Source organism: Sphingobium mellinum, from assembly GCF_037860795.1.
GTDB classification, from domain to species: Bacteria; Pseudomonadota; Alphaproteobacteria; order Sphingomonadales; family Sphingomonadaceae; genus Sphingobium; species Sphingobium mellinum.
Genome location: NZ_JBANRK010000007.1, coordinates 112,531 through 123,802 on the forward strand (window position 1 = coordinate 112,531; position 11,272 = coordinate 123,802).

An 11,272-nucleotide genomic window follows, 5' to 3' on the forward strand; every position below is an offset into this window, starting at 1 on the left:
GGGCGGCGGCGACTGCTGCCGCGCGCGCGCAGTTCCTGCCCGATGAGCGGCATCGTCCTCCATGGCTATTGGCGCTCGACGGCCGCCTATCGGGTTCGCATCGCGCTCAACCTCAAGGGCGTCGACTATCAGCAGGTTTCGCATGACCTGCGTCGGGGCGATCAGCGCGACCCCGCCTATCTGGCGATCGCGCCCCATGGGCTGGTGCCGGCGCTGGAAGCGGACGGGAAGATTCTGATCGAAAGCCCGGCCATCCTCGAATGGATCGATCAGCGATGGCCCAGCCCCGCCCTGCTGCCTGCTGATCCCGACGCCGCAGCAACGGTGCGTGCCATGACGGCGCTGATCGCATGCGATGTGCATCCGCTGAACAATTTGCGAGTGCTGAGGCATCTCAAATCGACGTTCGGCGCTGACGCGGACCAGGTGCAGGCCTGGATTCATCACTGGATCGGGCAAGGTTTCGCGGCGCTGGAACGGCTGATCGCGCGACATGGCGGTGCCTATGCCTTTGGCGACGCGCCGAGCCTGGCGGATTGCTATCTCGTGCCGCAAATTTACGGCGCGCGCCGTTACAATGTCGATCTGACGCCCTATAGTCGGCTGGTGGCGGCCGGCGATGCGGCGGCGGCGCTGCCGGCCGTCCAGTCAGCCCGTCCCGACGTCCAGCCCGACGCCGACGCATGATGAAGAGGTCAGGATGATCAAGAGCCTATCCAGCGAGGAAGTCGCCAAGGCGCTCGCCATCTTGCCGGGCTGGGTTTATGATACCGATCGCCGCGCGCTCTATCGCGCCTTCCGCTTCGCCGATTTCGCCGAGGCCATCGGCTTCATGATGCGCGTGGCGATCGAGGCCGACAAGGCTGACCATCACCCGGAATGGAGCAATGTCTATAACCGCGTTGAAATCTGGCTGACGACGCACGATGCGGGCGCCGTATCGTCCCGCGACGTGGCGTTGGCGGAAAAGATCAACCGGTTCGTGCCGGGGTAAGCGAGCGCCCTTGTCATTGCAGGGGCCGCGCGGAATAAGGCGCCCCTATCCACCCTTGTCGGCAGCCGGTCCTTGCCCGCGCATGTGAACGACCGTCCCGGGCGCGGGCCAGTTGCACGAACGAGGGCGGTGGATCGAAAGGAACATCGGATGCGCGCACTTATTTCCAGCCAGACCGGCGGTCCCGACGATCTGGTGATCGAAGACATGCCCGATCCGGTCGCCGGTCCCGGGCAGGTCGTGCTGGACATCAAGGCCTGCGCGATCAACTTTCCCGATCTGCTCATCATCGAGGACAAATATCAGTTCAGGCCGCAGCGCCCGTTCGCGCCGGGTGGCGAAGTTGCCGGCGTGGTCCGGAGCGTCGGCGCCGGCGTCACGCGTTGGCAGCCTGGCGACCGCGTCATCGGCGTGACCCTGCATGGCGGCCTGGCCGAACAGGTCGCGGTGGATGCACGCCGTATATTCTCGCTGCCCGCGCGCCATGGCTTCAACGAAGGCGCCGCCCTGCTTTACGCCTATGGGACGGCGCTGCATGGCCTCAAGGGTCGCGGGCGGTTGCAATCGGGCGACCGGCTGCTGGTGCTGGGCGCCGCGGGAGGCGTGGGCCTTGCCGCTGTCGAACTCGGCAAGGCGCTCGACGCCCATGTCGTCGCCGCCGTTTCCAGCGAGGAAAAGGCCGATGTCGCGCTCCGCGGCGGCGCGGACCAGGCGCTGGTCTATGATCGCGGCCCGTTCGACCGCGAGATGATGCGCGAATTGAGCGGGCGGTTCAAGGAGATGGGCGGCACGGCGGGGTTCGACGTCATCTTCGACACGGTGGGCGGCGATTATGCCGAACCGGCGCTGCGCTCCATCGCCTGGGGCGGCCGCTACCTGGTCATCGGCTTCCCTGCCGGGATCAGCCGTATCCCGCTGAACCTGCCGCTGCTTAAAGGCAGCGACATCTGCGGCGTTTTCTGGGGCGCCTTTGCCGAGCGGGATCCGGACGCCTGCGCGCGGGACGTGACGACGCTGTTCAACCTCTGGGCCGATGGCAAGATCGCGCCCAGGGCGACCCATGTCTTCCCGCTGGAGCAGGGCGGCAAGGCCATTGCCTGCCTCGCCTCACGCGACGCCATTGGCAAGATGGTCGTGGCCGTGGAGCAATAGCGGCGCCCGGTGGAAGACCGGCTGGCGGCATCACGCCGGGTGGAAGCGCGGGACGCTGGCGAATGGCCCTCAGGCCAGTGCCGGCTCGGCAGTTCGCGCCTGCGCGCCCAAGATAGCCAGAGCGGCGACCACGCCGAAGGCGCCGGCGATGATGAACGCGGGAGCATAGGTTCCTGACCATTCGCGGATGGCGCCCGCGCCGAACGCGGCCGTGGCCGCACCCAGTTGGTGGCCGACCATGATCCAGCCGAATATGACAGGCGCATCGCGCTCGCCAAAGTGGACATTGGCCAGCTTGACCGTCGGCGGCACGGTCGCGATCCAATCGAGGCCGTAGAATATCGCGAAGCCCAAGAGGCTGTAGGCGCTGAAATCCAGGAAGGGCAGCACCATCAACGACAGCCCGCGCAGCCCGTAGTAAACGAACAACAGCTTGCGCGGATCGTAGCGGTCGGTCAGCCAGCCCGATGCGGTGGTGCCAATCAGGTCAAATAGCCCCATCAGTGACAGCAGTCCCGCTGCCTGGACGGGTGCAATGCCATGGTCGCCGCAGAACGCGATCATATGCGTGCCGACCAGGCCATTGGTGGTCAGGCCACAGACGAAGAACGTACCGAACAACAGCCAGAACACCGGCGACCGGCTCGCGCGCAGGAGCGCGGTGAAGGCGAGGCCCGCGGTTGCCGCCTGCTTGAGCGGCGGAGGGGGAGCGCTTTCCTGCGTTTCGCCGAAGCGGCCCACGCCCAGATCCTGCGGGCGCTCCGGCACGAACAGCAGCACGAGCGGGATCACGCAGGCGCTGGCGATCGCGACGGTCAGCGCCACGGGGCGCCACGCACTACCCTGCCCCAGCCAGGCGAGCACGGGCAGGAAGACGAGAGCGCCGGTGGCCGTGCTCGCCGTCAGAAGACCCATGACGAGACCCTGACGCGCCGCGAACCAGCGATTGACGACCGCCGCCGCCAGAACCGACGCTACCGCGCCGCTGCCGATGCCGGAGAAGACGCCCCAGGTCAGGACATATTGCCATGGCTCCGACATCCACAAGCTTGCAAAGGTCGCTGTGGACATCAATGCAAGGCCGCCCAGCATCGTCCGCTTGATCCCGATGGAAAGCATCAACGCTGCGGCGAAGGGGCCGACCAACCCGTAGAGCAGGATGCCGACGGCGGCTGGGGCCGAGATGGTCGCGCGGTCCCAGCCGAAATGCCATTGGAGCGGCAGCATCATCACGCCTGGCGCTGATCGCAACCCTGCCGATACCAGCAGGGCGACAAAGGTGACGGCCACGACGATAGCGGCGTAGCCGCGAGTCCCAAGCGGCAGGCGGGAAAGGATCGCGGTCATTTCAATATATCTCCTGCCGGGCAATCTCCGTCACCGTGCGCAACACCGATTGCAGCGTCGCCCACTGGTCCGCGCCCAGCGCGCCCACCATTCGCGCCTGAACCTCGTGCCAGTCGACCTCCGCCTCCTGCATCGCCGCACGGCCGGCGGCGGTGAGCGAGGCGATCCGCGCCTTTCCCGGCCCCTGCTCCACGGCGACCCAGCCTTTCGCTTCCAACGGTGCCACCCCCCGATAAAGCGTCGTTCGTTCCATCACGAGCTGGTCGGCAAGCTGGCTCAACCCTATCGGTTCGCCTCTTGCGACGTGGCGCAGGATTGCAAACTGTGTCGTGCTGATGCCGTGGCGGGACAGCGCATCGTCATACACGCGCGATACCGCCCGGCCCGCCTTGCGAAGCGTTGTACAGGCACAAGGGCTGCTGATCGAATCATGATGCATATGCATCATGTATATGCATATGACATCGCATGCAACAGCCGTGCAGTCGGTGCCTGGAGCCTTTTGTCGACGTCGTCGGAGATTCTAGGCCCGCCGGCAAAGAGGCCGAGGTGCATGTGGCGCGGTAGTGATGGTCAGCCGCCCCTTGTGGAGGTCCGAAAGTTTACAGGCGGCAGGGAGCGCAACAGCCGTTTCATCGCGGCGTTTCCTGCTCCATGATCTTGCGCATCTCGAACTTCTGGATCTTGCCTGTCACGGTCATCGGGAACGCGTCGACGAAACGAATGATCTTGGGCACCTTATAGTGCGCGATGCGATCGGCGCAGTATGCGCGGACTCCCGCCTCGTCGAGCACATGGGCATCGTGGATCTTGATCCAGGCGCATACCTCCTCTCCGAACCGTTCGTCGGGGATGCCGAAGACGCTCACCTCCTCGATAGCGGGATGCTGGTAGAGAAACTCCTCAATCTCTCGCGGATAGATGTTCTCGCCGCCCCGGATGATCATGTCCTTAAGACGACCAACAATCCTGCAGAAACCGTCCTGGTCTATGCTGCCGATGTCTCCGGTCCGCATCCAGCCGTCGTCGTCGAGTACCGAACGGGTCGCTTCAGGCTCGTCCCAATAACCGATCATAACGGAGTAGCCGCGGACGCAGATCTCGCCCGCGTCGCCGACCCGGAGCGTTTCGCCGGACCCGTCGATGATCTTCGCCTCCAGATGAGGCATGATCCGACCGACCGTCTCGACCCGGAGCGGAAGCGGGTCATCTACAGAGCTTGCGAAGCTCACCGGGCTCGTTTCGGTCATGCCGTACGCTATGATGATCTCCGGAATATGCATGCGTTCGACGACCTCGCGCATGACCTCGATGGGGCAAGGCGCCCCGGCCATGATTCCCGTGCGCAGACTTGTCAGGTCGAAGGTGGCGAATTCGTCATGCTGGAGCATCGCGATGAACATGGTCGGCACGCCGTACAGGGCGGTACACCGCTCCGTACTCACGGTACGAAGCGTCGCAAGCGGATCGAAGGACGGAGCCGGGTAGACGATCGTCGCACCGTGGGCCAGACAGGCGAGATTGCCCATCACCATGCCGAAACAATGGTACAGCGGCACCGGCACGCATACGCGCTCGCCGGCGCGCAGACGCAGGGCGTCGCCGGTGAAGAGGCCGTTGTTCAGGATGTTCCGGTGCGAGAGGGTGGCGCCCTTGGGCATGCCTGTCGTGCCGCTGGTGAACTGGATGTTAACCGCATCGCTCGGTGACAAGGTGCTCCTGATCGCATCGAGGTCCGCCCGATGCTCGACCCCGCGCTGTTCAAGATCCTGAAAGTCAATCCAGCCCTGCCGGCTGTCGCCACCCACCTTCACCACGAACTCGAGATCCGGGCAGGCGCTTCCGGTTCCTCCAAGAGGACGCAGGTCCATGTCCTCGGCCATGCCGATATAGTCCGACGTCTTGTGGCGTAAAGCGGCGACGAGCACCCTCGCACCCGTCTTTCTCAGTGCGAATTCGGCTTCATTGCGTCTGTACGCCGGGTTCAGGTTTACGAGGATCAGGCCGGCCGTGGCGGTCGCAAGCTGCGCGAGCAGCCATTCGATGGAGTTGGGAGACCAGACCGCGACGCGATCCCCGGGGGCCAGGCCTAGCGAGAGGAAGCCGAGCGCCAGTCCGTCGGCGCGTCGCCGCAATTCGGCGAAGGTGAGCCTGATGCCCTGATGGACCGAGACGACTGCCTCGCCATCCGGCCACCGCCGTTCCGCTTCGAGCAGGGATTCAGGGATGCTGAGGTCAAGCAGCGGAGGTTCGAAGCCGCCGCGGACCAGGGCCCATTCATCGGGAACGCCGTCAGTTCGCATCAACACTGCGATCGCACGGGAGGATGCAGAGGACATGTCACCCCTGAAAGGCATGGCGTGGCCCAAGCGCCGCGCGCATCGAAAGCATGCACCATGCCCGTAGACTCTCCTCTGCCGTTCTCTCTGTTTACGCGGCGCAGGATGCGTCGCCGGACCAAAGCCGTGAAGAGGAAAAGATGAAAAGATGATATGCAGAATTGCAGAACGGTAAATTGGCGATAGGCTGACATGTCTCCTGCCACGCAGGGCCGGCAATGGCGGGGGACATGGGCGGCATCCGATCCGAAGCGGCGCCATGCATCGAAGGCTCTGACGGATTTGAGCGAAAGGAGCGCCATGGGAACCGAGACACTGGACTGGAACGACTTCAGGTTCTTCCTGGCCGTCGCGCGGGCCGGCACCCTCAGCAACGCCGCCAAAGCCCTGGGCGTGGACAACGCCACGGTTGGGCGCAGGATATCTTCCCTTGAGGCGTCACTCGGCGCTCAACTTTTCGACAGAAGTCCCCAGGGCTACAGGCTCACCGCGCTTGGTGAGGCGTTGACGTCATCGGCCGAGCGCGTCGAAGTGAGCGTCATGGGGGCAAAGGCCCGGGTCGATGATCTCCAGAACAGCACGACGGGCAGCCTGCGGATCGGCGCGACCGATGCGTTCGGCACCTACTTCATGGCACCGCGACTGGCGAAGCTGAAGCTGGAACTGCCGGGCATGCACATCGATCTGGTGGCTTTGACCGGCATACTGAGCCTGTCGAAGCGCGAAGCGGACATCGCGATCGGCATCGCTCGTCCCGATCAGGGGCGACTATTCTCCCGCAAGCTGACGATGTTTCGCCTCGGTCTCTACGCGTCCTACGACTATCTGGCCTCGCACCCGGAGATCAGCACCGTCGAGGATCTCACTGCGCACCCCGTCATCAACTGGGTCAGCAGCTTGATGTACGATCCGTCGCTCAACTATATTTCGGAAGTGAATCCCCGGATAGTGCCGCAATATGGTTGCAGCAATCTCGTTACCCAGATGAAGGCGACGGTGGGCGGAGCAGGCGTCTGCGCGCTGCCGCACTACCTCGCCCGATCGGAGCCCACGCTGCGCCCGATCCTTGCCGACACGGTGGAAATTGAGCTGCCCTACTATTTGACCGTGCACGCGGACCTCCATGAGCTGAGTCACATCCGCAAAGCGATCGACTTCATCGTCAGCGAGGTGGACCAGTTCCGCTCCGGCTTCTGACAAGCTCTCGCCAGCGCATAAGGACCAGCCGGGGGGAGCGAAGCCGCGCCGCATAACCGTATCGGCGCAAATCCCTTTTGCGTAATCCCTCCTACCCTCCGACGATATGATCAGGCGTATTTGTTACCCCATCTCGTGTCGTTCTTATATGATCCAGAGAGGGTCGAGATTGTAACGTCGATGATCCCGTCGATCGCGGCCAGTTCCTCGTTCTTGATCCGCTTGATCGCATCCTTGTCTTCCCCATGCATGATGCCCTTGATGGGACCAGGTCCGGTCGTCACGAACATCTGGGGCAACCAAGACCGCCCTCGCAGACTTGCGACCACGTCGGAAAGGCAGTTTGCCCTTGGCTCGATCTCAATCAGTGCAAATTCCCGGATGCCCAGCGCCTGCGGATCTAGAACGGTGATGAAACGCAACAAGCCTCGGCTTTCAAGGCTGCGGACACGGTAACGAATAGTACTGGCGTTCATCTGGTATTTGCGCGCGATCATATTGATCGACTGGCGGGCGTTGGCGAGCAACTCCGTAATGATCTGGCAATCAAGCTCGTCGACCTGGCCGGCAAACACCCGGGCCACCTCGCCCATGGTGGCTGTAAAATCGGCTTTGGGTTCGCGCGAGGAGTCAAACCGGACATAGCGCGGCTGGAACGAAGGAATGTCCAGCACGACGGACACAGTGAAGCGATATACCCCGGCTATCGTGCAGATACGGTTGGCCACCAAATCGTGAAGCGCCGCGGTGGTGCCAAACCGAATCATCAACAGCAGATCGAATGGCCCCCCCATCAGCTTGGTGATCAGCATGACTTCAGCGATCGGCTTGATGTGCGCGGCCACGGCCTCCAGCGATCGGCCCCGCACTTCCAGCAACAGAAAACACACCTGCTCTCCGGCGGCCGCCAGATCCAGTACCGCCAGCACATGCGACACACGGCGGCGGTCGAGCGCGCGCATGCGGCCTGTCACCTGAGCGACCGACCCGCCCAGCTTTTCGGCGACGGCGCGGGCGCTGGCCAACGGGTCGGCCGCCAGCGCGTCGAGGATGGCTCGGTCCACTTCCGTCAGCACGAGTTTTTGCACGCTTTTGCTGGTCATTGTCCCTCCCCGAATGGCCACCAGATAGCGCGCCGAATGGGGGCTGCAAAGCGAAGGAGCCAATTTTGTACCATATCAGCAATATATCACGCCATTTTTTACGCTTTTAGATATCATTGTCGCATTTATAGTCATATGAGCAGTCTGGTCCTTGACCAAACTGTTCGACAGGAGTATCCGGTCACGGAAGGCGGAGCATCCCGCCGGAATTGAGGATGGCGCTCCGGCAAGCCCGAGCGGAACTACCTGAAAGTAGGGTCATGAACTTGGACAAGGGCCGCCTTCTTGAGGCGATGGCCGAATCGATCAACCGGATCGCGCGGCGCTATGATGTGCCGGAATCGGACATGGATCATATGGCGGCGATGACTGTCGCCAGCGAGTTGATCCGTCACGATCAAGCGGGCCGCGCGGAGGATCTCTATGCCAAGGGGTATCTCCTGGCGGTTCGGCTGGCCAGGCTGGTTGGCCAGGACGATAATTCGGCCCCCTTGATCGCTCAGTTGAACGGCTTGCCGGCCAGCCTGGAAAAGAATGAAGGCGAGGCATCGGCTCTCGACCTGCTCGCCACGCTGAGGCGACTGCTGTCATCGCTGGTTGCAAAATCCAGCTATCCGAACGACCCGTCGGAAGAATGGGGAGCAGTTATCGCTTCGCTCTGCCAGTGGGAATCCGAACTTCTGAAGCTTCCCGCGCCGCAAACGGCAGCGGCCCAGAAGCGCAACGTCGAGGAAATGCTGGAAAGTTCGGCCCGCATGCGGGTTCCAGAACTGGATGGCGCGCGTGTCGTCGAATGCACCAGCCTGATCGGCGGTTTTGCAAACGAAACGACCCTCTTCAAGCTGGAGGATGCCAAAGGCCGGGTCTGGGACCTGGTTTCGCGTGCAGAGACCGGCTTGCAACTCGGTATCGAGGGGCGCGACCTGGGCGGGGAATATCATCTTCTGCGCTACCTTCATGCCCATGACATGCTGGTGGCCGAACCCCTCTGGCATGAAGGCGATGTCGAACGATACGGCACGCAGTTTCTCGTGACGCGCAAGGTCGAGGGCAAGAATTTCGGCACGGTGGTTCACGCCCAGCGGCTCAGCGCGTCGCAGCTTCGCACGCTGGCGATCCATCTTGCGAAAATTCACGCCCTGCCTCTCGACGCGACCGACCCCGACCTGCGGCAAAGCCACATCGACACGCGATTGGTCGGCGTTACTGCAAGCGAGGCGGTCGACAACTATCTGGGGCGGTGGATCAGATTGTGGCGATCGACCGGCCTGGAAAATTCACCGTCGATTGAAGCGACCGCGCACTGGCTGCGCGCCAACCTGCCGCGCACGAACGAGCCGCCAGTCCTCATCCATGGTGACTATGCACTTCACAACATCATGATGCAGGATGAGAAGATTACCGGCATCCTCGATTGGGAGATGTCGCATCTTGGCCATAGAGCCGAAGATCTGGCGGGGCTTCTGGCGTCCCTCCCCAATGAGGAGGATGCTGAATCCTTCATGCAATATTATATCGAGGCAGGCGGAAAGCCGGTAACAGCCTTCGAGCGGGAATATTGCAATGTGTTCCGATATTTCGGGATGTATGTCGTAATGCTGGAATCAGAGTTCCGCTTTTATTCCCTTCCCGAGGTCCATCCCGAATTGCTGGTGCTGGCCTCCTTCGTCCAGACGCCGGCTTCACGCATGGCGCAAGCGATCGAGAAGGCCGAACGGGCCAAGGCGCAGGGCTAGGACCACCGCCGGGCGATCGGCAACCATGATTTCAACTTTCGAAGGGCAGGCAGATGGCGCTTACAGCTTGGGATGACTATTTCATCCATCAGACCGGAGACACGCTGGACACTGTCGCGGACAAGAATGAAAACTTCATGGATCGCACCTGGTTTGGATGCCATGGGCTGGACGGAAGGACCTACATCGCCGCGGGGCTGGGCACATATCCCAACGTCAGCGGCCATGGAGTCATCGATGGCTCCTTCTGCGTCATCCGCGACGGGGTGCAGCATAATGTCCGCGCCTCCAGGCACATCGCGCGCGACGGAAGCACGACGGACCGCAATAACAGCGTCGTCGGACCGTTGGCGATCGAAACCATCGAGCCGATGAAGCGGCATCGCTTCTCCCTGGGCGAGAATCCCTATGGCATTAGCGGGTCGATCGACGTGACCGCCCGGGCGGCGCCCTTCCTTTACAACAAGCTGGACGTTCCCAGCCACCCGATGACCCATTTCACCCAGATGGCCTATTTTGACGGCGCCATCACGATCGAAGGCGAAAGGATCGAGCTGAATCGCTATGTCGGTGTGCGTGACCGTACCTGGGGCGTGCGCGGCAAGGGATTGATGCGCCATGTCGAAGCCTATTTCTGGATCATGGGCCATTTCGACGGTTTCAGCCTGAACTTCACCTTTTTCCATGTGCCGGTGCCGGGTAACAATTACATATTGGAAGACGGCGGGATCATGCATGACGATGGCCGCGTAACCCGGCTGGTCAAGGCGCGGCATCGCTTCCATTTCGACGAGGACACGACCGCTCCGGGCAGTACCCGCCTGTGGAGCAAGGCCGAGTGGGAATTCACCGACGAAGATGGCAAGATCTGGACGCTGGAGGCGAATGCCATTCAGCAGCCCTTCTTCAATGCCGGCCAGGGCTATGACGACCGCCATGGTCTGGACCGCGGGCCGCTTCTGGTTGAAGGCGAAACGTGGGACTTCAACAAGGCGTCTACTCTGAAAGACCTTCGGAACAGCAGGAATGGCGATGAGGATCGCTGGCATTTCGATATCCAGGATCGCCTTGTCGAACTGAAGCTCAATGGAGCCAAGGGCGTCGGGCTGGTCAACAATGTCTGCGGCCCGCGCGAAGGCTGGGCCTATACGCCGACACTAAAGGAATGACGACGCTATGAGGACGGCATGCCGATGTCGGCCTCATCCTGCCGTTTGAATAATCAAGAATAAAACCTGCTATAACTATAAAAATACGTCGTAGATACGTTTATTTGCAAGTAATGACAAAGAGGGGATTTATAATGCAGATGAAATCTTTAATTCTCAGAGCCCGTCTTGAATCTCATGCGTAACGAGCGATGCGCCTGATGAGGACCAGGGCAGCGGCGGCGTAGAGGAAGGC

At 62.1% G+C, this 11,272-nt stretch carries 10 protein-coding genes; 6 read left to right on the top strand and 4 right to left on the bottom strand.

Features of this window, described 5'->3' with window-relative positions; translation table 11 throughout:
- The first annotated feature begins 42 nt into the window (after positions 1–42).
- The 3 genes from maiA (at position 43) to AAC640_RS10545 (ending at position 2,146) form a co-directional block, all read left to right on the top strand.
- Entirely contained in the window at positions 43–687 is a 645-nt protein-coding gene (gene maiA, locus AAC640_RS10535; RefSeq protein ID WP_340266075.1) for a maleylacetoacetate isomerase, read from the top strand.
- Between the two features lie 13 nt (positions 688–700).
- Complete coding sequence (locus AAC640_RS10540; RefSeq protein ID WP_340266076.1) at positions 701–994, top strand: 4a-hydroxytetrahydrobiopterin dehydratase; 294 nt, start codon at positions 701–703, stop codon at positions 992–994.
- Positions 995–1,144: 150 nt separating this feature from the next.
- Positions 1,145–2,146: an NADPH:quinone oxidoreductase family protein gene (locus AAC640_RS10545; RefSeq protein ID WP_340266077.1), complete on the top strand. Its 1,002-nt coding sequence runs from the start codon at positions 1,145–1,147 to the stop codon at positions 2,144–2,146.
- A gap of 69 nt (positions 2,147–2,215) precedes the next feature.
- Here the strand turns inward: AAC640_RS10545 and AAC640_RS10550 are convergent, their stop codons facing one another.
- The 3 genes from AAC640_RS10550 to AAC640_RS10560 all read right to left on the bottom strand — a co-directional run bounded on the left by AAC640_RS10550 (position 2,216) and on the right by AAC640_RS10560 (position 6,093).
- Entirely contained in the window at positions 2,216–3,493 is a 1,278-nt protein-coding gene (locus AAC640_RS10550; RefSeq protein WP_340266078.1) for an MFS transporter, read from the bottom strand.
- A gap of 1 nt (position 3,494) precedes the next feature.
- Positions 3,495–3,938, bottom strand: coding sequence for a MarR family winged helix-turn-helix transcriptional regulator (locus AAC640_RS10555; RefSeq protein WP_340266079.1), 444 nt, complete (start codon positions 3,936–3,938; stop codon positions 3,495–3,497).
- 187 nt (positions 3,939–4,125) lie between these two features.
- Positions 4,126–6,093 (bottom strand): AMP-binding protein, encoded by a 1,968-nt coding sequence (locus AAC640_RS10560; RefSeq protein ID WP_340266080.1) that lies wholly within the window; start codon positions 6,091–6,093, stop codon positions 4,126–4,128.
- 39 nt (positions 6,094–6,132) lie between these two features.
- On the opposite strand from AAC640_RS10560, the gene AAC640_RS10565 reads away from it, so the two are divergent.
- Positions 6,133–7,029, top strand: coding sequence for a LysR family transcriptional regulator (locus AAC640_RS10565; RefSeq protein ID WP_340266081.1), 897 nt, complete (start codon positions 6,133–6,135; stop codon positions 7,027–7,029).
- Between the two features lie 110 nt (positions 7,030–7,139).
- On the opposite strand, the gene AAC640_RS10570 is transcribed toward AAC640_RS10565, so the two are convergent.
- Positions 7,140–8,132 carry an Lrp/AsnC family transcriptional regulator gene (locus AAC640_RS10570; RefSeq protein WP_340266082.1) on the bottom strand — a complete coding sequence of 331 codons (993 nt, stop codon included), beginning with the start codon at positions 8,130–8,132 and terminating at the stop codon, positions 7,140–7,142.
- 260 nt (positions 8,133–8,392) lie between these two features.
- Here AAC640_RS10570 and AAC640_RS10575 point away from each other — a divergent pair, with 260 nt between their 5' ends.
- The gene (locus tag AAC640_RS10575; protein ID WP_340266083.1) at positions 8,393–9,868 is read left to right on the top strand and encodes a phosphotransferase family protein; all 1,476 of its coding nucleotides are present in this window, start codon (positions 8,393–8,395) and stop codon (positions 9,866–9,868) included.
- Between the two features lie 53 nt (positions 9,869–9,921).
- The gene (locus AAC640_RS10580) at positions 9,922–11,037 is read left to right on the top strand and encodes a DUF7064 domain-containing protein (RefSeq protein WP_340266084.1); all 1,116 of its coding nucleotides are present in this window, start codon (positions 9,922–9,924) and stop codon (positions 11,035–11,037) included.
- Positions 11,038–11,272 lie beyond the last annotated feature (235 nt).

Bases quoted from the DNA above. Each gene is read 5' to 3' on its own strand.
- maiA (WP_340266075.1), top strand. From the start codon at position 43: ATGAGCGGCATCGTCCTCCATGGCTATTGGCGCTCGACGGCCGCCTAT.
- AAC640_RS10540 (WP_340266076.1), top strand. From the start codon at position 701: ATGATCAAGAGCCTATCCAGCGAGGAAGTCGCCAAGGCGCTCGCCATC.
- AAC640_RS10545 (WP_340266077.1), top strand. From the start codon at position 1,145: ATGCGCGCACTTATTTCCAGCCAGACCGGCGGTCCCGACGATCTGGTG.
- AAC640_RS10550 (WP_340266078.1), bottom strand. From the start codon at position 3,493: ATGACCGCGATCCTTTCCCGCCTGCCGCTTGGGACTCGCGGCTACGCC.
- AAC640_RS10555 (WP_340266079.1), bottom strand. From the start codon at position 3,938: ATGCATATGCATCATGATTCGATCAGCAGCCCTTGTGCCTGTACAACG.
- AAC640_RS10560 (WP_340266080.1), bottom strand. From the start codon at position 6,093: ATGGCGCCGCTTCGGATCGGATGCCGCCCATGTCCCCCGCCATTGCCG.
- AAC640_RS10565 (WP_340266081.1), top strand. From the start codon at position 6,133: ATGGGAACCGAGACACTGGACTGGAACGACTTCAGGTTCTTCCTGGCC.
- AAC640_RS10570 (WP_340266082.1), bottom strand. From the start codon at position 8,132: ATGACCAGCAAAAGCGTGCAAAAACTCGTGCTGACGGAAGTGGACCGA.
- AAC640_RS10575 (WP_340266083.1), top strand. From the start codon at position 8,393: ATGAACTTGGACAAGGGCCGCCTTCTTGAGGCGATGGCCGAATCGATC.
- AAC640_RS10580 (WP_340266084.1), top strand. From the start codon at position 9,922: ATGGCGCTTACAGCTTGGGATGACTATTTCATCCATCAGACCGGAGAC.